Annotated in this window: 23 protein-coding genes and 6 pseudogenes; 4 read left to right on the forward strand and 25 right to left on the reverse strand. The window is 63.2% G+C overall.

Annotation, left to right across the window (positions count from 1 at the left end):
- Nucleotides 1–3: 3 nt before the first annotated feature.
- From ACFQJB_RS09955 to ACFQJB_RS10075, 25 genes and pseudogenes are all read right to left on the reverse strand, one after another.
- Nucleotides 4–486, reverse strand: a complete 483-nt coding sequence (locus ACFQJB_RS09955) for an uL15m family ribosomal protein (RefSeq protein WP_379726774.1) — start codon at nt 484–486, stop codon at nt 4–6.
- Nucleotides 486–950, reverse strand: coding sequence for a 50S ribosomal protein L30 (gene rpmD / locus ACFQJB_RS09960; RefSeq protein ID WP_379726777.1), 465 nt, complete (start codon nt 948–950; stop codon nt 486–488). The genes ACFQJB_RS09955 and rpmD overlap by 1 nt, the downstream gene beginning before the upstream one ends.
- Nucleotides 950–1,597, reverse strand: coding sequence for a 30S ribosomal protein S5 (locus ACFQJB_RS09965; RefSeq protein WP_120103446.1), 648 nt, complete (start codon nt 1,595–1,597; stop codon nt 950–952). Before ACFQJB_RS09965 ends, rpmD begins: the two co-directional genes overlap by 1 nt.
- On the reverse strand, nt 1,594–2,148 hold the full coding sequence (locus ACFQJB_RS09970; RefSeq protein WP_379726780.1) for a 50S ribosomal protein L18: 555 nt from the start codon (nt 2,146–2,148) through the stop codon (nt 1,594–1,596). Before ACFQJB_RS09970 ends, ACFQJB_RS09965 begins: the two co-directional genes overlap by 4 nt.
- Nucleotides 2,148–2,606 carry a 50S ribosomal protein L19e gene (locus tag ACFQJB_RS09975; RefSeq protein WP_120103448.1) on the reverse strand — a complete coding sequence of 153 codons (459 nt, stop codon included), beginning with the start codon at nt 2,604–2,606 and terminating at the stop codon, nt 2,148–2,150. Before ACFQJB_RS09975 ends, ACFQJB_RS09970 begins: the two co-directional genes overlap by 1 nt.
- Nucleotides 2,599–3,318, reverse strand: a complete 720-nt coding sequence (locus ACFQJB_RS09980) for a 50S ribosomal protein L32e (protein ID WP_379726783.1) — start codon at nt 3,316–3,318, stop codon at nt 2,599–2,601. The genes ACFQJB_RS09975 and ACFQJB_RS09980 overlap by 8 nt, the downstream gene beginning before the upstream one ends.
- A gap of 1 nt (nt 3,319) precedes the next feature.
- On the reverse strand, nt 3,320–3,859 hold the full coding sequence (locus tag ACFQJB_RS09985) for a 50S ribosomal protein L6 (protein ID WP_379726786.1): 540 nt from the start codon (nt 3,857–3,859) through the stop codon (nt 3,320–3,322).
- Nucleotides 3,860–3,861: 2 nt separating this feature from the next.
- Nucleotides 3,862–4,254 (reverse strand): 30S ribosomal protein S8, encoded by a 393-nt coding sequence (locus ACFQJB_RS09990; RefSeq protein ID WP_379726789.1) that lies wholly within the window; start codon nt 4,252–4,254, stop codon nt 3,862–3,864.
- Nucleotides 4,255–4,256: 2 nt separating this feature from the next.
- Nucleotides 4,257–4,451 (reverse strand): 30S ribosomal protein S14, encoded by a 195-nt coding sequence (locus ACFQJB_RS09995; RefSeq protein ID WP_120103452.1) that lies wholly within the window; start codon nt 4,449–4,451, stop codon nt 4,257–4,259.
- On the reverse strand, nt 4,448–4,972 hold the full coding sequence (locus tag ACFQJB_RS10000) for a 50S ribosomal protein L5 (RefSeq protein WP_379726792.1): 525 nt from the start codon (nt 4,970–4,972) through the stop codon (nt 4,448–4,450). Before ACFQJB_RS10000 ends, ACFQJB_RS09995 begins: the two co-directional genes overlap by 4 nt.
- A pseudogene (locus tag ACFQJB_RS10005) lies at nt 4,969–5,741 on the reverse strand (30S ribosomal protein S4e). Before ACFQJB_RS10005 ends, ACFQJB_RS10000 begins: the two are co-directional and overlap by 4 nt.
- Nucleotides 5,738–6,100: a 50S ribosomal protein L24 gene (gene rplX, locus ACFQJB_RS10010; protein ID WP_379726795.1), complete on the reverse strand. Its 363-nt coding sequence runs from the start codon at nt 6,098–6,100 to the stop codon at nt 5,738–5,740. The pseudogene ACFQJB_RS10005 and the gene rplX overlap by 4 nt, the downstream one beginning before the upstream one ends.
- The gene (locus tag ACFQJB_RS10015) at nt 6,097–6,495 is read right to left on the reverse strand and encodes a 50S ribosomal protein L14 (protein WP_120084042.1); all 399 of its coding nucleotides are present in this window, start codon (nt 6,493–6,495) and stop codon (nt 6,097–6,099) included. Before ACFQJB_RS10015 ends, rplX begins: the two co-directional genes overlap by 4 nt.
- Complete coding sequence (locus ACFQJB_RS10020; RefSeq protein WP_379726798.1) at nt 6,495–6,836, reverse strand: 30S ribosomal protein S17; 342 nt, start codon at nt 6,834–6,836, stop codon at nt 6,495–6,497. The genes ACFQJB_RS10015 and ACFQJB_RS10020 overlap by 1 nt, the downstream gene beginning before the upstream one ends.
- Entirely contained in the window at nt 6,827–7,315 is a 489-nt protein-coding gene (locus ACFQJB_RS10025; RefSeq protein ID WP_379726801.1) for a ribonuclease P protein component 1, read from the reverse strand. The genes ACFQJB_RS10020 and ACFQJB_RS10025 overlap by 10 nt, the downstream gene beginning before the upstream one ends.
- Nucleotides 7,316–7,317: 2 nt before the next feature.
- Entirely contained in the window at nt 7,318–7,530 is a 213-nt protein-coding gene (gene rpmC, locus ACFQJB_RS10030; RefSeq protein WP_379726804.1) for a 50S ribosomal protein L29, read from the reverse strand.
- Complete coding sequence (locus ACFQJB_RS10035; protein ID WP_379726807.1) at nt 7,527–8,507, reverse strand: 30S ribosomal protein S3; 981 nt, start codon at nt 8,505–8,507, stop codon at nt 7,527–7,529. Before ACFQJB_RS10035 ends, rpmC begins: the two co-directional genes overlap by 4 nt.
- Nucleotides 8,507–8,974, reverse strand: coding sequence for a 50S ribosomal protein L22 (locus ACFQJB_RS10040; protein WP_379726810.1), 468 nt, complete (start codon nt 8,972–8,974; stop codon nt 8,507–8,509). Before ACFQJB_RS10040 ends, ACFQJB_RS10035 begins: the two co-directional genes overlap by 1 nt.
- 2 nt (nt 8,975–8,976) lie before the next feature.
- Entirely contained in the window at nt 8,977–9,399 is a 423-nt protein-coding gene (locus ACFQJB_RS10045) for a 30S ribosomal protein S19 (RefSeq protein ID WP_379726813.1), read from the reverse strand.
- Nucleotides 9,399–9,739: pseudogene (locus tag ACFQJB_RS10050) on the reverse strand (hypothetical protein). The gene ACFQJB_RS10045 and the pseudogene ACFQJB_RS10050 overlap by 1 nt, the downstream one beginning before the upstream one ends.
- Nucleotides 9,739–9,951: a hypothetical protein gene (locus ACFQJB_RS10055; protein ID WP_379726816.1), complete on the reverse strand. Its 213-nt coding sequence runs from the start codon at nt 9,949–9,951 to the stop codon at nt 9,739–9,741. The pseudogene ACFQJB_RS10050 and the gene ACFQJB_RS10055 overlap by 1 nt, the downstream one beginning before the upstream one ends.
- A 174-nt stretch (nt 9,952–10,125) precedes the next feature.
- The gene (locus tag ACFQJB_RS10060) at nt 10,126–10,380 is read right to left on the reverse strand and encodes a 50S ribosomal protein L23 (RefSeq protein ID WP_379726819.1); all 255 of its coding nucleotides are present in this window, start codon (nt 10,378–10,380) and stop codon (nt 10,126–10,128) included.
- Nucleotides 10,377–11,123, reverse strand: a complete 747-nt coding sequence (rpl4p, locus tag ACFQJB_RS10065) for a 50S ribosomal protein L4 (RefSeq protein ID WP_379726822.1) — start codon at nt 11,121–11,123, stop codon at nt 10,377–10,379. Before rpl4p ends, ACFQJB_RS10060 begins: the two co-directional genes overlap by 4 nt.
- A 2-nt stretch (nt 11,124–11,125) precedes the next feature.
- Nucleotides 11,126–12,141: pseudogene (locus tag ACFQJB_RS10070) on the reverse strand (50S ribosomal protein L3).
- A gap of 4 nt (nt 12,142–12,145) precedes the next feature.
- Nucleotides 12,146–13,024, reverse strand: a complete 879-nt coding sequence (locus tag ACFQJB_RS10075) for a putative RNA uridine N3 methyltransferase (RefSeq protein ID WP_379726825.1) — start codon at nt 13,022–13,024, stop codon at nt 12,146–12,148.
- 211 nt (nt 13,025–13,235) lie between these two features.
- Between ACFQJB_RS10075 and ACFQJB_RS10080 the strand changes: the two are divergent.
- The 4 genes and pseudogenes from ACFQJB_RS10080 to ACFQJB_RS10095 all read left to right on the forward strand — a co-directional run.
- Nucleotides 13,236–13,885: pseudogene (locus ACFQJB_RS10080) on the forward strand (alcohol dehydrogenase catalytic domain-containing protein); the annotation flags it as partial.
- Between the two features lie 28 nt (nt 13,886–13,913).
- A complete protein-coding gene (locus tag ACFQJB_RS10085) occupies nt 13,914–15,059 on the forward strand; it encodes an ISH3 family transposase (protein WP_379726828.1) in 1,146 nt (381 codons plus the stop codon).
- Nucleotides 15,060–15,243: 184 nt separating this feature from the next.
- A pseudogene (locus ACFQJB_RS10090) lies at nt 15,244–15,654 on the forward strand (zinc-binding dehydrogenase); the annotation flags it as partial.
- A gap of 186 nt (nt 15,655–15,840) precedes the next feature.
- A pseudogene (locus ACFQJB_RS10095) lies at nt 15,841–17,084 on the forward strand (anion permease).
- Nucleotides 17,085–17,164: the final 80 nt, after the last annotated feature.

Raw genomic sequence — 17,164 nt, forward strand, 5'->3', positions numbered from 1 at the left:
GTGTTATGCCTCGTCAGAGTCGTCGTTTACATCTTCCGCTTTCTGGCCTGCTTCGGTGAGTTCCGCCGCGCCGCCAGCCTCCTCAATGAGTGCCACCGCGTCGGCACTGAAGGCGTCGGCGGTGACGACCAGTTCGTTGCGAACCTGGCCGTCGCCGAGTACCTTCACCACATCGACATCGTGGCCGGCGTCGGCAACGTCGCGGGCGTCGATGACGTAGGCGTCACCGTCGGTCTCCGCGACGCCGTCGGCCGCCAGCAGTGCCGCGTCCTCATCGAGTTTCTGGACGCTGATCTCCGCAACCGAATCCTGCAGCGAATCCGGTCGGGTGAAGCCGTGTTTGCCGATCGGCTCGTAGTTGTGGAACTCGTGTTTGTCACGACCCGCGCGACCGCGGCCGCCACGGTGGCCGGCACCGCGCCGGTTTTTGTGGGAGCCGCCGCTGTGGGTGCGGGAGCCGCGTTGTCTGCGTTTTTTCGATCCCATTATCGCATCGCCTCCAGCAGCGCGTCGATATCCTCGGTCTCATGGCGACCCAGCTGGCCGCCCTCGATGACCGGGTGTTTGATGCCGTCGTGACCGCCGCGTGGCGGGTGCAGTCGGACGACCGGGGCGAGGCCTTCCTCGCGAAGCGTCGTCTCTTCGTCGACGAGGGCTTCGGCAAGCGCGTCGACATCGGCGTAATCGGTGTTGTCGGCGACCCACGCGTCGTCAACGTCGCCGTCGCCCGTCTCGGGCTCACCGCGGCGACGCAGCAGCGTGGCCACCGTCTCGACGCTTGGTTCGCCGAAGGCCACGTAGTCGTTGACCTTCGTGATCATGCCGCGGTAGGCGTCGGTCTCGGGCACAAACGTGACGTGGTTGCTGCTGTGGAGATTCAGCATCTCCAGGGTGTCACGCACGCCCTGTGACATGTTGACCTCACCGCGGAGCTGAACGATCGCTTGCATTATTCGTTGGCCTCCTGTTGCACCGCTTGTGCGCGCTGTGGTGTCCGCGCCTCTCCGGCGTTCTCCAGGGCGTTGTAGGTTGCCTTGGCGAGATTGAGCGTCGTCCGGGTGTTGCCGTGCGACTGTGTCCAGGCGTCCTGGACACCGGCGAGCTCAAGGATGTGCCGGACGGTTTCGGCCGCGGCCAATCCCAGCCCCTGTGGGGCGGGCTTGATCTGGACGGTCACCGAGCCGGCCTTCCCTTCGGCCGTCCGGGTCAGGGAGTTGACGCCACCGGCGGAGTCCTCCCAAGACCCCGAGCCACGGTCGACCTTGATGATGTTCATCTTGGCGACGTCGATGGCTTTCTCGATGGCACCGCCGACCTGCTCGTCGCGGGCCTGGGCGTAGCCGAGATAGCCATCACGGTTGCCGATGACACAGACACAACGGAATTTGACCCGGCGCCCCGAGTCGGTCATCCGCTGAACCATGTTGATGTCAAGCACCTCATCTTCCAGTCCCGGCAGGAGTTGGTCGACGAGTTCCGGCTCCTTCAGCGGGAGGCCGGACTCCATGGCCTGATCCATCGTCGTGATATCGCCGTCCTGTACCTTGCGGCCGAGCCGCGTGCGCGGTTCCCAGCCGTCGTTGTTACTTTGGCTCATGCGTCCTCCTGCAGTGTCTCGAGCACATCGTCGAAGTGCTCAGGTAGTTCCGTGGCGTCGAAATCCCCGCTGTAGAGCGGCTCGTCGAGCTGCTCGGCGTAGTCGGCGATATGCTCGCCGCGATTGCGCGACCAGTCAGCCAAGACGTCGTCGCTGTGGGGGATTTCGAGGCCCGCGTCGATCGCTCCTTCCTGTACCGAAAACACCTTGTTACCCGGCGTTGCCGTGTGCAGCCCGATGTCGAGGACGGCCTCGCTGTGGCCCTCCGCGACCGCGCGGCTGCCCAAGAGGTACCCGGTCAGATACGCGCTGGGAACGTTGCCCGTTGGGGCCTCCCAGCCGTAGTCGTCGAGCTCCTCGCTTGTGGCGGCAACGTGGGTGATATCGCCGTTGGGGCCGGTGGTGATCAGCTGCGCCCTGACGTGGCTGTTGCTCGTCCGAGCGACCAGACGGGGATTGCCGGATTTCAACAGGCGCAACCGCTGGTGGTAATCAGTGCGACCCTCACGGCGGCGGCGCATCGGCACGCTGTATCGTGGTCCAGTTGCCATTATGCGTTCACCTCAATGCCGTAGTTCGTTCGCACGTACGCTTCCAGCCGGTCAACACTGTCAAACTCGCCACCGCTGGCTTTGTTGTACAGCTCGCGGTACTGTGTTCGGTCGATCGTTCCGTCCTCGCGAAGCTCCTTGAGGCGGGCGCGCTGGGCGCGAATGCGGGCGACCCAGTCGTCCTTCCGTGCCTCACGGGCCCCGGATTTCCCTTTGCGGGAGCCGGCGCCGGTCTGGTGGCCGTAGGAACGCTTTTCGGCACGTTCGCGTGCGCGGCCACGGGAGTTCGTCTTCGCGTCTTTCGCCCGAATGATCCCCTCATCGACGAGCTCGCGGATGTCGTCGCGGGTGATCGCTTCGGCGATCTCTTCTTGTTCGCCGGGATCGAGCCAGACGCGGTTTTCGCCAACATCGAGGATGTCAGCGGCCAGCCGCTTCTGGGAACCAAGATCAGTCATCGGATTCGACCTCCACTTCGATGTAGGTTGGGTTCAGCACGCGGATCTCCTCGTCTTCACAGATCTCCTCGATCCGTTCACGCTTCCGCTCGCCGACCTTGCTGGCGATCCGTACTGCTTGGGTGTCGCCATCAACGTCGTCGAGGTCATCGGTGTTGTGGACACGGACTTCCTCGAAGCCACTGGGGTGGAGCCCACGGGCGGCTTTCGGCGATCGGAAGCCAGGGGCGACCTTCGGGCCGCGGCTCTTCATGCCGCGTCGCTGTTTCGAGAGCGTCCCACGCGGCGCGCGCCAGGATTCCGGCGTGCGCTTTTTCATGTGGTAGTCATCTCGCTTGAAGGCGGGTTTGCCCTCACGTCGCTTCTGGGCGAGTGCTGATTCGGTCTCCTCGTCAAGATCGGGCGTCTTGTCAGCGTGGCCACGAGCCTGCAGTTCGGTTTCGACAGCCTCGTCGGAGTCAGCCTCGGCGGCCTCCTCCTCGGTGTCGTCTTCGACTTCGGCCTCGGTTTCCTCGCTGACTTCGAGGTCGCCGACGCCGGCTTTGATTCGCGCCGCTAAGGCGTTGCCAACGCCGTCGACCTCGCTGAGTTCGCCCTGACTGGCGGCCTGGATGTCCGCGACGGACTCATAGCCGGCCTCGCGCAGCGCGTCAGCCTTCGAGGGGCCGACACCGCTGATGTCTTCGAGGGTTTCGGGGGCGTCGTCAGCCATCTTAGGCACCTCCTGCCTTCGCCGGCTTCTCGACGATGTAAACCCCGTCCTGGAAGACGCGGTTGTCCTTGTCGGTGACCTTCGTCAGCTGTTCGATATCGGCGGCGGTCTGCCCGACAGCTTCCTTATCGGAGCCCGTCAGGGTGATCTCCTCGCCGTCGATCTGTACGTCCGTGTCGCCGCGGATCGGCGTCCGTCGTGCCGCCTTCTCCCCAAGGAAGTTCTCGATGACGACCTCGTCGCCATCGACATCGACCTGCATCGGGAAGTGGGCGTAGTGGACTTCCATCTTGTACTCCCAGCCGTCGGTGACGCCGTGAACCATGTTGCGAACGTGGCTCTCGAAGGTGCCGACCGTCGCGGTGGTCTTGGCGTCCTCAACGTCGGTCGCAATGACGACTGCGTCGCCCTCGACGCTCACGTCGATATCAGGGTACCAGAGGCGGCGTGAGACGCTGCCATCGGGGCCCTCGACGGTGAGGTCGAGATGATCGACCGTCGCGGAGACGTCGTCCGGAAGTTCGATTGTTGTACTGGTCATTGTTAGTAGACGTATGCGATCACTTGGCCACCGATGCCCTGTTCGCGGGCCTCGTAGTGGCTCATGACGCCGTGGCTCGTTGTGACGATGAGAGAGCCGTAATCGCGGGCCGGGAGGAACCGCTTCTCCCATTTCTCATAGCCGTCTGCCCCAACCGAGTAGCGGGGTTTGACGATGCCACATTCGTTGATCGCGCCTTTCAGTTCGACCTCGAACTCGCCGGCTTTGCCGTTGTCGACGAACTCGAAGCCGTCGATGTATCCTCGGTCGTAGAAGACCTCAAGGATGGAGCCGATGGTGTTCGAGGCGGGTGCTACCGTGATACCAAGGTGGCCGACGCTCTCGGCGTTATCGATGCCGGACAGCGCGCTGGCCAGTGGATCGTTACCTGCCATAGTTAGCTGTACTTCCTGAATCCCATATCGCGGGCGACCTCACGGAAACACTGCCGACAGAGGTTGATGTCGTACTTCCCGACAAGCCCCTGTTTGCGCTCACACCGGCGGCACTCAAGCTGCTGGCCGGTCTCGGTGTCGGCGGCGTCCGTGGTTGTCTCCTCGCTGTCGTCGCTTGTCTGTTCGCTCTGGCTCATTCGTCGACCTCCACGTCAAATTCGGATTCGAGGTACGCCGTTGCGTCCTCGGGGGTCATCCGGTGTTTGGACGGGATCGACCGCGTCTCCCGATCACGTTTCGAGACCCGGTAGCCCGGCCGGACGAGCGTGACAGTCACGTCAAGGCCGTAGATGCCGATCTGTGGGTCGTACTCCTGGCTCGGGAACTCGGTGTGTTCGGCGATCCCGAAGCTGATGTTCCCGGTGTCGTCAAACTGACTTTGGGAGATATCAGCAAGCGGCAACGCCGTCTCCAGGAAGGCCTCGGCGGCCTCGTCGCGGAGCGTCGTCTTCGCACCGATCGGATCGCCCTCGCGGATTTCGTACTCCTGGACGGTTCGTTTGGCGAGCGTGCGAACGCTCTCCTGGCCGGTGATCTCTTCGAGGATCTCCTGGGCGTTCTGCAGTTCACGCCCACCTTCGCCGACGCCCATGTGGACGACGACCTTCTCGATCCGCGGCTGGCGCATCGGGTGGAACTCTGCTGCTGATTCGCTCATTCAGCATCAGCCTCCTCGTCGACATCGTCAGCCGCATCGTCGTCGGCAGCGTCGCTGCCGGCGGCGAACTCGCTGTCGTCGTCGACGAAGTTCTCGTCGATGACGACGACGTACTCTTCGACCGTCTCGAAGCCGCCGCTCTCGTTGTTCGCGTACACCGTGTTGGAGCCGCTGCCCTGTGTGACAACGATCTCATCGATCTCGCCGATGTCGCCGGCGTGTTGGCCGTCGACTGCGGTGACGAGCGCGCCCGCCTCGTAGGTGAAGTGGGCGACGATCGATTTGTCGTCGGTGTCGATGACGAGCGAGTCGTTCGTCGCGTACTCGCCGGCATCCTCGACACGGATGTTGGTGCCGTCGTGGAGCGTCGCTGGAAGTCGCCGCCAGTGACCTGCTCCTTTCGGCTGATCTTCCCGAGGCGGCTGCCGGCGGCGTCGCCGTCGATCGGCGTCAGCGCAAGCCGGCCACCCTCATCGGGGAAGACCCGGTAATACTCCTCGCGTTCGGTGAAGGCGATGATGTCGAACATGCCGATCGGTCGGCGTTCGTCGCTGATCGCATCGCCGTTGACGAGGATCGAATCCTGGTTGAGCGCGTAGCGCGCTTCCTTCTTGGAGTCGACATACCCCAGCACGTCTCGCAGCAACACGAGCAGCGGCACCCCGTCTTCGCCGTGGGGGCCAGCCCCTGCTTTGACCGTGTATTTCTCGGTCTTGCGTTCGACCGGCCACGAGTTCGGCACTGAGAGTCGTTTCTGGTGGTTGCTCATGCGCTATCCTCCTCGCCGCTGAGTCGGGCCTCGCGCCGCTCGTCCTCAAGGGTCAGCGCGGTCACGGTGACGTTGCTGGCATCGAGTGGCCGGGGAACCTCTTCGCCGTCGGCCGTCTCGATAGTCACGTCTTCGACGTGAATGACAGCGTCCTTGAGGTCGACAGTCAGCACCTCACCCTCGGTGCCGGCGAAATCGCCGCGCTGCACCTCGACGGTGTCGCCCGCGTTGACGCGGACGCTGCGGCGATCGTACTCCTCGCGGAGGTCGCTCGACAACGGGGCCATGACCTGCGTGTGTCGCTCGTGGAGCGACGCGGTCGCGTCGGCCTGTCGTTGTTTGTGTGGTTGTGTCGTCATACGATCATACTCGCCGTGGATGCGATGCTCCCGAAGCGTTCGGCGACTTCGCGTGCGATGGGCCCCTTGATGTCGGTGCCGCGGGGCTCCTCGTTTTCGTCGATGAGGACGGCCGCGTTGTCCTCGAACTTCATGCGAATGCCGTCGGGTCTGCGGATCGGCTTGCGCTGGCGGACGACGACCGCCTCCAGCACCTGCCGGCGCATTTCGGGCGTGCCCTTGGTGACCGAAACGGTCACCTTGTCGGCAAGCCCGGCTTTGGGGTGTCGATTCTTCGTGCCGGAGTAGCCAGCCACGCTGATGACGCGCAGTTCGCGCGCCCCACTGTTGTCGGCACACGTAATCAGCGAGCCCTTTTCGAGGCCTTGGGTCACGTCAGCTTTGAGGGCCTCCATCAGGCATCGCCTCCGGTTGCGACGACAACGTGGGATTTCGTCTTCGACAGCGGGCGGGTCTCCGCGATTGTTACTTCGTCACCAACGTCGAGTCCGTCGAGTACGCCGGGTACGTGCGCCGGAATACGGGATCGGCGTTTCATATACCGATCGTATTTGGGCACGAACACGTCGTACTCCTGCTCGACGATGACGGTCTTTGCCATATCCGTCGAGACAACAGTCCCACTGCGGGTCTGGCCTCGAACGGGTAGCTGTCCGTAGAACGGACACGTCTCGTAGTCATACTCCTCCGGGTTTTCTGGTTCCGGAGGCATGGGTACGTCAAGTCCTATCGCCATTTCGAATCTCCTGTGCGTTCAGTCCGCGCTGCAGGCCGCGCACACACGCTGTGTCCATCCACCGTTACGTAGACTCCGTCCTCGCATCCACCCGCGAAGGGGTTTGCGGAACATCCCGACGGCCAAGACTGACGGGGGCGAACCCCCGCAGTATCCTCGCCGAGTTCGAACGGAGACCCTGCGGTCGGCCGAACACCCGAGTGGGTGTCCGTCGTGGGCTCAGCCACGCCGGCCGCAGCGGCTTCATCTGTGTCGCCTGCAGTCTGGTCAGCGGTCGATACATCGAGTGCCAGCTCGAAGGTTGTCCCCGCCTTGGGGACGCGTTTCTCACCCGAGTCAGTCGCAACCACGAACGTCTGCATCGTCTCGCTGACGATGCGGCCGCTGATCCCGACAAGGTCGGGGTTGGGCGCGTCGGCGACCCGGAGTGGGACGCCGATGAGCTCGTGTCGCGTGAGTGTCTCGGGTGTGAGTGGCATTGTTAGTCGTCGTCGAGATCGCCTTCTTCTCGCTGGATCGTCTTGATCCGTGCGATCGCCCGCCGAAGCTTCTTGAGCTTGGTCGGATCCTCAGGCACGCCACCGGCGGCCTGCAGCGCCTTCGTGTTGAGCAGCTCAGTTTCGAGCTCTTCGAGCTCGACTTCGCGCTCGGCGGCCGTCATGTCACGGAGTTCTTCGGGGTGAATGATCGTCATTGGTCAGCCTCCGTGTCCGCATCGTCGTCGGCGTCTTCCATCTCCTCGACGAGGTCGGCTGCCTCCTCGGCAACATCCTCATCAAGGTCTTCGTCGGCAACGGAGTCGCCGTCGTCGGCGTCGGCCGCCGCATCGTCATCGTCGTCGCTGGCGTCGGCTGCCTCGTCGTCAACGTCGGCCTCGTCGGCCTCGTCAGCGTCATCGATGACTTCCTCGACGATCTCCTCGTCGATGACCTCGGCCGGATCCTCATCCGGCACCTCGACATCCTCGTCGTCGCCGACGGGTGCGGCGTCGTCATCCTCAGGCTCGCCGGCGAGGAGCTCCTCGACGCTCTCGCCGTCGGTGTCGGCAACAGCCTGCTCGACGGGGTCGACCTCGACATCCTCGTTGATGGCGAAGTCGTCGGGCAGGGTTGCCCCCGGCGGGATGATCTTCACGGTCACGCCGATCGTGCCGAGTTTCATCACGGCGACGCCCTGGCCTTCGTCGACCACGTCTTGGGCGGGTTCGCCGTTGTGTTTGATGTAGCCACGGTTGAACTTCTCCACGCGTGAGCGTGCGCCCGTGACCTTCCCGCTGAGGACGATCTCCGCGCCGAGTGCGCCGGCTTCCATGATCCGGTCGATCGTGGTGTGACCGGCTTTCCGGAAGTACCAGCCACGCTCGAGGGCGTTGGCCAGCCGGTCGGCGACGATCCGGGCGTTGAGGTCGGGTTCCTCAACTTCCTGGACGTCGACTTGGGGGTCGTCCATGCCAAAATCCTCGGTAAGGGTGGTGGTGATCTTGCGGATGTTCTTCCCACCTTTGCCGATCACCATACCGGGTTTCTCGGCTTTGAGGACGATCTGGGTGCCCATCGGCGTTTTGGCGATGTTCATGCCGCCGTAGCCCGCCCGATCGAGCTCTTCTTGGAAGAACTCGTCAATCTGGGCGCGCTGGAGGCCGTTTTCGATGAACTGCTGTTCGTCGGCCATTAGTTCTCCTCCTCCGGTGATTCAAGCACCAGTTCAACATCACAGAGCGTGGTGTTCGAGGGGCTGGCGCGGCCGAAGGCCCGTGAGGTACGGCCCTGCTGTTCGCCCACCTTGTGGGGGGCGACGTGGGCGATCTCCATGGCCGGGCCGTCGAAGCCCTGCTCGCTGCCGTTGTTGCGGGCGTTGATCAGGAGCTTCTTGAAGTCCTTGGCGGCCTTCTCGGGGTAGCGGCCGGCATCCCAGCCGTCGATATCCGAGCGGTGACCGACACCGGTGTTGTGCTGTTTGAACGGCACCGACCGCTCCTCGGCGATGACCGCATCGAGGTACTCCAGAGCCTCGCTGACGGGCATCCCCTTGATCTCGCGGGCGATGGCCTTGCTGTGCTTCAGGCTGATGGGCCGCTCCCGAAGCATCGCTTTCGCGGTGGTCTCGGGGTCGGCCTCGACGCTGTAGTTGATTCCCATAGTTATTTGAGCGGCACGAACTTTGAGGAGCGGGTCGCGCCAATCCCGGCCTGTCCGTGCTCGACCGAGCTCCGGGTGAGCTGGAACTCGCCGAGATAGTGCCCGATCATCTCGGGTTTGACCTCGACGCGCTCGAAGCTCTGTCCGGTGTAGACCGCGAACGTCAGCCCAACGAACTCCGGCAGGACGGGCATGTCCCGCAGGTGGGTTCGGAGCGGGTTGTTCGCCGTCTCCTCTTCGGTGCTGTCTCTGGCTTTTGCCAGCAGCTTCTGGTGTTCCGCGGACAGTCCACGGGTGATGGTGCGCCGCTGTCGAGCGGGAAGCAGTTCCGCAACCTCGTCAAGCTCCATTGCCTGCAGCTCGTCGAGCGTGTGACCGCGGTAGGTGAACTCACCTTCACGGCCGGTTCGGTATTCAGTACTCATTAGTTACCTCCCGTGCTGCCACGTCCGGTACGTTTCGAGGCGATATCGCCGACCTTCCGGCCCGGCGGGGCGTCCCGCGAGACCGATTTCGGCTTGCCGGGGTGTTGGCGGCCACCGCCACCGAAGGGGTGGTCGATGGCGTTCATCGCAACACCACGGACGCGGGGGTACTTCGTCCCGCGCGCCTTCATCTTGTGATGTTTGTTGCCAGCTTTGACAAACGGCTTTTCGGTCGGCCACCGCCGGCGACGACGCCGATCGTGGCGCGGCACTCGGGGTTGAGCCGTTTGACCTCACCGCTTGGGAGCTGGATGACCGCAACGTTGCGGTCGTGGGTCATCAACTGGGCGGAAACGCCCGTCGCACGGGCGAACTTCCCGCCGTCGCCGGGGAGCTCTCGACGTTGCAGACGAGCACACCCTCGGGGATCTCACCCAGCGGCAGCGTGTTACCAGGTTTGATCTCTGCGCTGACGCCGACCTGAATCGTCTCGCCGACGGTGACGCCCTCAGGGGCGAGGATGAGGCGGCGGTCGCCGTCCTCGAACTCCACGTCTGCGAGGGGGCACTCCGAGCGGGATCGTGCTCGATGTCGACGATCTCGCCAGAGATCGTATCGGTGTCTTCGGACTTCTTGTGCGACAGTTCGGCTTTGTAGCGGTGTGATGGCGCGCGGAAGGTTGGGCCACCACGGCCGCGTCGTTGTCCCTGAATTCGTCGTCCCATCTTAGAACACCCCGATTCTGGAGGCGATCTCGGTTGCGTCGTCGTCCTCGCTCAGCGTGATCGTCGCCTTCTTCTCGGCATCCGGCGTGATCTGCGTGTTGATGTCGACGACGGTTACGTCGTACCGTTCTTCGATCTCGTCGCTGATTGCCGGCTTGTCGGCGTCGATGTGGGTGATGAACTGGAGTTTGTTGTCGAAGTCCATCTCGTCCATCGCCTTCTCGGTGACCAGCGGATGTTCGAGCACCGAGTTCATCGGTCGGCCACCTCCGCGATCGCGCTTTCGGTGTAGATCGTGAGTCGGCCGGCGTGGGTACCAGGGGCCAGATCCTCGACGTTGACATCGTGGGCGGTCGCCACGTCAGCGCCCGCAAGGTTGCGGGCGGCCTTCGAGGGTTCCTCACTGGTCACGAAGAGGATCGATTTTGGCTCCTGGTATTTGCGGCCACGGGTCGTTCCCTGGCCGGCACGGATCGTCTTCCCCTCGTCGGCGCGCTCGATGTCGTCGGCGACACCGAGGGCTTCGAGCAGGGAGACGACCTCCTGGGTTTTGACGAGGTCTTCGAACTCGTCGCTGACGACAAGCGGGAGGTCGAGATCGTCGTCGAACTCGTGGCCACGGTCGGCGACGCGCTCGGCGTCGGTCGTGGCGGCAAGCGCGGAGCGCGTTGCCAGCTGTCGTGTCTGCTTGTTGATCGATTTGCCCTGTTCCTTCTCGGCCTTCGGTGGGTGTGCACGGCGGCCCCCAACGGCGTGGGGGACGCGTTTCACGACGCCATCCTGTCGGGGGTCGTGAGACATGCCGCGGCCGCTGCCCATCGATTCGGCGGGCGTTCGCAGCCCGGCGAACTCGTCGGCACCGTAGGCCTGTTTCCGGTTTGCCTGTGCGGCGACAACGGCCTGCTGGATGAGATCCGGACGGAAATGGGTCTCAAAGACCTCCGGAAGCTCGACCGAGCCGGCGTCGTCACCGTTCAGGTCACGTACTGTTGCCTGCATAGTTAGCCCTGATTGGATGCGGTTGAGACGTACCGAACCTCGGGATCGAGGCGCGGCTGGTCGTTCGGCCGGATGGCCGGGCGGAACCGCAGCAGCCGTTGATTCGGCCCTGGCAGTGAACCCTTGATCAACACGTAGTTGCCGTCGACCTCGCCGTGGTTGACGAAGCCGCCGTCAACGCTGGCCTCGTCGCCGTCGCCGATGTCGATCAGGCGTTTGTTGAGCTCGGTTCGCTGCTGGTAGCCGGTCTGTCCTTGCTGTGGCACCGTCGAACGGACGCGGGAGGGGTTCCACGGACCGAGGTTGCCGATCCGGCGTCGCCATCCCTGACGGGCGTGTTTGCCCTTCCGTTTCTGGACGCCCCATCGCTTGACGGGGCCTTGGGTGCCTTTCCCTTTCGTGATTCCCGAAACATCGAGGTATTCGCCGGCGCGGAACACGTCGTCAACGCTGTGTTCGCCGCCGTCTTCGAGGAGTTCGAGGGCGAAGTCGGCGCGCTCGCTGAGTGAGCCGCCGCCGACGCGTGTCTCCATGATGTCGGGTTTCTTCTTCGGAACGTTTGGACTCTCGTCGGGAACGGTGTGGGTGATCAATCGCAGATCGTCGACGTTCCCGGCGTCGAGTTCGTTCCGAAGGGCCTCCGAGTCGCTCTCGAAGGTATCTTCGGCCGGCAGGTCGAGGGCGCGGTCGAGTTCGTCGTGGAACTCAGTGGCCCAGACCTCGGAAACCGGCTTCTGTCCGTACGGCGTGTCTTCGTAGGCTCGGAGCGCGACCGCCCGCATTGGCGGTACCTCGACGACCGTGACGGGAACGGATTCCTCCATCCCTTCACGCGAGGAGTCCGCCTCGTCGTTGACCATGACAACGTGGGTCATGCCGGCCTTGTAGCCGGCGAAACCCTGCGGCGCGGGTGCGCCGTCGTCGTCAGGCCACGAGCGGATGCGTGGGACTTCCGAGTCCGCACGCTTGCGGGGCTAAAGCCCAGCGAGCCTTTGCGTGGTCTGCTTGGTTGTGGCATGTGGTTACTCCGTGAGTGTGAGGCAGCCGAGCGACGCGAACATCGCTTCCTCGGTTCGTACCGTCTCGCTGCCCTGTCGCGGAATCGTATTGAGCCAGCGGTCGAACCCCGGATCGGAGTCGACGTGGTCGTCGTCCAAGCCGTATGGCTTGGACGCCCCAGCTGCGTCAGCAGCCGAGATTGCCTCGGGAGGGATCCCGAGTATCTCCGGCAGCCCGCGGCCCGGCGCACCGAAAGCGACGGTCAGCCCGTCCCGGTAGTCGGGACGGAACTCGGCCAGTCGCCCGATGGACAGCTGCTGTCCAAGGCGGGAGGTGGCGATCCGTCGTCCGGCGGCGTCGGCAAGGGCGGCCGACAGGTTCACAGTCGCCACGTCGAAGCCCGGTGTGGGCTCGTCGACGAGGCGCGCGCGAACCGGTTCTCTCGAAGAGATCCTGACGGTGACGCGCTCCCCCTCAGCCGGTGTCGCCATCGACGGCGGCACGGCGAGAGAGATCGGGTGTTGCAGTCCGCAAGTGACCCGGACGCGGCCTTCAGGTCCGACCTCGGTCACGATTCCCTGGTTGACAGCCGACTCGGACGAATCGGCTGTGGTCTGCGACGAGACCCGCAAGGGTGGAAGCACGCCCGCAAACTGCAGTTCGTCGCGTTTTCCCCACACCTCGTCTTTGAGGTGCGGCGGTGTCGCGGCGTACTGCAGGACGATGCGGACGAAGGCTTCGCCCCACCGACGTTCGCCCTCCCGGTCGGGGAAGACGCAGAGTCGGTCGGCCCGGAAGACCGCTGCCGCACGGGCAACGTAGCCGAGCTTGCGAGTTGCCTCGCGTTTGTCCTCGGCTTCCCGGACGACCGACGACGGAATCAGTAGTGTGAGTCCGTCCATCGGTCTGTCTCGTCGCTAGACTGTAGCCTGGCTTTCCGACGAGCGCCTAAAAGGATAGCGGAATGACCCGCCCCTTGTGTCCCGTTCACACGCTCGTCAGACCGTAACACGCCGGAATTTGGATTGTGACTGGCTCCCAATCCGACGCGTCATATCACTCAAGCCGAATCTTAATGAATATTTATTATGATTCGGCGAGAATAGTCCGACTATGCGTGCCGCACGATTACACGAGTATACCGACGACATGACACAGGGCCTCTCAATCGATGAGATCGAAAAGCCGCAGGTGACGCGAAGCGACGGCGTCGTTGTCGCCGTCGAGGGTGCGGGCTGGTGTCAGACGGACAACCACATCATCGAGGGGATGTGGGAGCAGTACGTCCCCCAGCCGCTGCCGATGACGCTGGGCCACGAAAACGCCGGCACCGTCATCGAAACCGGCGACGAGGTCGACCTCGTCGATGAGGGCGATCAGGTGATCTGTCACCCCGTCCAAACCTGCGGGACGTGTCGCCCCTGCCGGCAGGGCGAGACGATGTACTGTGAGAACGACGCGTTCAACGGGCTGACGACTGACGGCGGCTTCGCCGACGAACTGTTGACCAGCGAACGCGCGGTGATCCCGCTACCCGACGGCGTCGATCCCGCCGACATCGCCCCACATGCCGACGCAGGGATCACGGCCTACCACGCCGCAAAAAAGCCGTCGACGGTCTCAACCCCGGCGACGCCGCGGTCGTCATCGGCATCGGCGGGCTGGGCCACATCGGCCTCCAGTGTCTCAACGAGATGAGCGCGGCCGACCTCATCGCCGTCGACATCAAGGAGTCCGCCCGAGAGTCAGTCGATCACATCGGGTTAGAAGTCGGGTCTGCTTGGAAGAGGTGTGCAACAACCCCAAGCAGACAGTGAATTAGAAGAACAGCATCTGATTAATTTTGTCGTTAACCGGCTTGAGGATACACTTCCGCTTGACCTCGGTGAAGAGGTAGAAGTAACGCCAGCAGAGCTTTACAAGGTTCTCGTCGGCGCATGCGCCGACGGAACCTCAATCACACATATCTGCGAGACCACTGATGACTCACCGCACGATAACACTGTTCGTGAGTATTTCACCGATCAGTTTGACCTCGAAACACTCGAACTCGCGGGAAACACGCTCCTTCAGCGGGAGCTCATCGAGGTTCTTCCGAATCGACCGGTGGAGGTCGTCGCCGACCTCCACCTCGATCCCTACTACGGGAACGAAGACGAGACAGCCCATCTCTACTCCTCTGAGGCCAAACGAGGAACAACTACCTTCCACGCGTACGCAACACTCTACGCACGTGTCCGCAACAAGCGGTACACGCTCGCTCTGCGAAAAGTAACCGACGGTGAGACGACCAGTGATATCCTCACAGAGTTCCTCACCCTCCTTGACGGCCTTGACCTCGGCGTCAAGGCCGTCTACCTTGACCGTGGTTTCTACAACAGCGACTGTATTGACCTCCTCTCAGCGTACAACTACGCTTACGTCATGCCAATCGTAAAATGGGGCGATGAAATCAAAGAAGAACTCAACAACGGCTGGAGTCGAATCATCCAGCACAGCATTGCTGACAGCGTGACCTTTCCGATATTCATCGACTGCGTCTACCAACAAGGCAGATACGACGAGCATGGCGTGGCGCGTCACGGCTACGCCGTCGACGCGCCGTTCATCGACACGCCTGCCGAAGCACGCAGACACTACAGCAAACGCTTCGGGATTGAAGCCAGCTACCGACTTGCTCAGGAGAGCCTCGCTCTGACTAGTTCTCGGGACGCTGGCCTTCGCTATCTGTTGTTTGTGACGAGTCTCCTCCTACAGAACGTCTGGCGTTACGTGCACTGGGAATTTGTGGCGACGACCCGCCGTGGCGGGCGTCGCCTCTGGAAATGGCCCTTCGTTGAGTTCTGTGAAATGCTCACCCGAGCCGTCTGGGCAGCGTTCAACGTCCGAAGGGCAGTCCCAGCCAACAAACCTCCAGACGATCGGTTCAAGCGATAACTTCGGTAGCTGAAAGAGCGTTGACCAGTGGCAACGCCGTCGCGTCGGCGGCAGATCGCCGCCGACAGCGACTACACAAGTGACCAGTTTCTCTGAACCGTCCAGTGGACGAATTGAATCGGTGTCTATCCGGTTGATATCCTCGTCAGCTCCGAGCTCTCATTAGTGCAATGTGATCGACTGAGAGTTGGCCGAGGATCTCGGCGCGCACTACACGATCGATCCGCGAAGCGAGGATGTCGCCGACGCGGTCGCCGATATCACCGACGGTGTCGGCGCGGCGCAGGTACTGGACTTCGTTGGAGCCGACGAGACAACCGCGCTGGCACCCGACATCTGTGCGGCCGGCGGCGACCACCACATCATCGGCTACGGCGGCCACATCCACGAGCCGGCCCAAGCCCTCGTCAACGGCGAGTTTGCGTTCCAGGGCAACATCGTCGGGCGATACGCCGAGTTACAGGAGTTGGTCGCGCTGGTCGAACGCGAGGCGGTCGACCTGCATACGACCCGGTATGATCTCGACGCTGTCAACGAGGTCGCCGAAAAGTTGGAGCACGGCGAAATCGACGGGCGGGCCGTGATTACGCCGTAGGACGCGACTCGCTCTCGTTCAGATCGTTTTTCGTGGAACAGGTGGCGTCACTGGATCGCAACCGTCTGCCCTCGGTAGGGAGGTGGGAGTACGCTTCGACTGCGTTGGGACATCTCGATGCCAGCGAGCCTGACTGGCACTGTTCAGAACGCATAAACCACCGTTTGGCATTAATCATGCATATCGATGGTAGCACTCCTGACTGTCGTCGGGATCGGTGTCGCCGTGTTCGTTGGCTTCAATATTGGCGGTTCCTCGACGGGCGTGGCCTTCGGCCCGGCGGTCGGCTCCCGGCTCGTTCGAAAGACAACGGCGGGGGCACTGTTCGTTGCCTTCGGCTTTCTCGGGGCGTGGACTGTCGGCCGGGAAGTCATCGCCACGATGAGCAGCAGTATCGTCCCAGCAGCCCAGTTTACACCCCTCGCCAGTGTTGCCGTGCTGTTTTTCACCGGCGCGTCGCTGCTGGTCTCAAATCTCTACGGTGTCCCGGCCTCGACGTCGATGACCGCTGTGGGTGCCATCGTCGGCTTGGGCCTCGCATCCGGCACCCTCAATCAGGCACTCATGTTCGTCATTGTCTCCGCGTGGATCGTCGCCCCGCTTGTCTGTCTGGTGATCGGGGTTGTGGTCGGCCGCTACTTCTATCCGTATCTCGACCGCTATATCGCGTTCACGACGTTCACACTCCACTTTGTGCAGTTCGACCGCTCCGGCGTGCTCCCACGGCCGTTCGTCAATCCGAACGCCTCACTGCAGGATATCGTCGGCTCACTGTCGGTGATCGTCATCGGCTGTTATATGGCGTTCTCGGCGGGGGCGTCGAACGCCGCCAACGCCGTCGCCCCCTCGTCGGGGCGGGCGGCTCGCTCACCGTCGATCAGGGTGTGCTGCTCGCGGTGGGAGCGTTCGGGCTTGGCAGCTTCACGATCGCCCGTCGCACGCTGGAAACGGTCGGCGACGATATCACGGAGCTCCCGATTCTCGCCTCGCTGATCGTCTCGGTCGTCGGCGGTACGGTCATCACGATTCTTTCGTCGTTGGGGATTCCAGCGAGTCTCGCCGTCAGTACGACCTCAACGATTATCGGCCTCGGCTGGGGGCGAGCGAGTCGGGCAGCGACGCTGGCAGAGTTGGCAACGCCGTCCGCCGACGGGGAAACTGTCGATGTCTCGACGGGCGCGTTGGTCACCTCGCGCGCGGAGGACGCGCCGACCGGGCCGACGATCGGCGATATTGCGCGCAACGAGGAATCGGGCGAAAAGCCGTCTGATACCCCTGATGTCCCGGATATCGGTGCTGAGGGGCCGGCTGATCTCGACGCGCGAAGCCTCTTCGACCCGGCGGCAGCCAAGCGAATCGTCACCATGTGGGTGCTAACGCCGTCGCTGGCGATCGTCACCTCATACCCGGTGTTCGTCATCCTCCTATGAGTGGGGCCGAAAGCCACGCCAGCGAAACCGCGCCGGGCGCATGCGGCGATGGGGTTTACCTGTCGGCTGGCAGTAGGCGG

This window comes from Halonotius sp. GCM10025705, assembly GCF_042662885.1.
Lineage (GTDB): Archaea > Halobacteriota > Halobacteria > Halobacteriales > Haloferacaceae > Halonotius > Halonotius aquaticus.

What these genes read in the sequence shown, in the direction of transcription:
- ACFQJB_RS09955 (WP_379726774.1), bottom strand. Translation starts at nt 486, where the DNA reads ATGGGATCGAAAAAACGCAGACAACGCGGCTCCCGCACCCACAGCGGC.
- rpmD (WP_379726777.1), bottom strand. Translation starts at nt 950, where the DNA reads ATGCAAGCGATCGTTCAGCTCCGCGGTGAGGTCAACATGTCACAGGGC.
- ACFQJB_RS09965 (WP_120103446.1), bottom strand. Translation starts at nt 1,597, where the DNA reads ATGAGCCAAAGTAACAACGACGGCTGGGAACCGCGCACGCGGCTCGGC.
- ACFQJB_RS09970 (WP_379726780.1), bottom strand. Translation starts at nt 2,148, where the DNA reads ATGGCAACTGGACCACGATACAGCGTGCCGATGCGCCGCCGCCGTGAG.
- ACFQJB_RS09975 (WP_120103448.1), bottom strand. Translation starts at nt 2,606, where the DNA reads ATGACTGATCTTGGTTCCCAGAAGCGGCTGGCCGCTGACATCCTCGAT.
- ACFQJB_RS09980 (WP_379726783.1), bottom strand. Translation starts at nt 3,318, where the DNA reads ATGGCTGACGACGCCCCCGAAACCCTCGAAGACATCAGCGGTGTCGGC.
- ACFQJB_RS09985 (WP_379726786.1), bottom strand. Translation starts at nt 3,859, where the DNA reads ATGACCAGTACAACAATCGAACTTCCGGACGACGTCTCCGCGACGGTC.
- ACFQJB_RS09990 (WP_379726789.1), bottom strand. Translation starts at nt 4,254, where the DNA reads ATGGCAGGTAACGATCCACTGGCCAGCGCGCTGTCCGGCATCGATAAC.
- ACFQJB_RS09995 (WP_120103452.1), bottom strand. Translation starts at nt 4,451, where the DNA reads ATGAGCCAGAGCGAACAGACAAGCGACGACAGCGAGGAGACAACCACG.
- ACFQJB_RS10000 (WP_379726792.1), bottom strand. Translation starts at nt 4,972, where the DNA reads ATGAGCGAATCAGCAGCAGAGTTCCACCCGATGCGCCAGCCGCGGATC.
- rplX (WP_379726795.1), bottom strand. Translation starts at nt 6,100, where the DNA reads ATGACGACACAACCACACAAACAACGACAGGCCGACGCGACCGCGTCG.
- ACFQJB_RS10015 (WP_120084042.1), bottom strand. Translation starts at nt 6,495, where the DNA reads ATGGAGGCCCTCAAAGCTGACGTGACCCAAGGCCTCGAAAAGGGCTCG.
- ACFQJB_RS10020 (WP_379726798.1), bottom strand. Translation starts at nt 6,836, where the DNA reads ATGGCGATAGGACTTGACGTACCCATGCCTCCGGAACCAGAAAACCCG.
- ACFQJB_RS10025 (WP_379726801.1), bottom strand. Translation starts at nt 7,315, where the DNA reads ATGCCACTCACACCCGAGACACTCACGCGACACGAGCTCATCGGCGTC.
- rpmC (WP_379726804.1), bottom strand. Translation starts at nt 7,530, where the DNA reads ATGACGATCATTCACCCCGAAGAACTCCGTGACATGACGGCCGCCGAG.
- ACFQJB_RS10035 (WP_379726807.1), bottom strand. Translation starts at nt 8,507, where the DNA reads ATGGCCGACGAACAGCAGTTCATCGAAAACGGCCTCCAGCGCGCCCAG.
- ACFQJB_RS10040 (WP_379726810.1), bottom strand. Translation starts at nt 8,974, where the DNA reads ATGGGAATCAACTACAGCGTCGAGGCCGACCCCGAGACCACCGCGAAA.
- ACFQJB_RS10045 (WP_379726813.1), bottom strand. Translation starts at nt 9,399, where the DNA reads ATGAGTACTGAATACCGAACCGGCCGTGAAGGTGAGTTCACCTACCGC.
- ACFQJB_RS10060 (WP_379726819.1), bottom strand. Translation starts at nt 10,380, where the DNA reads ATGAACTCGGTGCTCGAACATCCGCTGGTCACCGAGAAGGCGATGGAC.
- rpl4p (WP_379726822.1), bottom strand. Translation starts at nt 11,123, where the DNA reads ATGCAGGCAACAGTACGTGACCTGAACGGTGACGACGCCGGCTCGGTC.
- ACFQJB_RS10075 (WP_379726825.1), bottom strand. Translation starts at nt 13,024, where the DNA reads ATGGACGGACTCACACTACTGATTCCGTCGTCGGTCGTCCGGGAAGCC.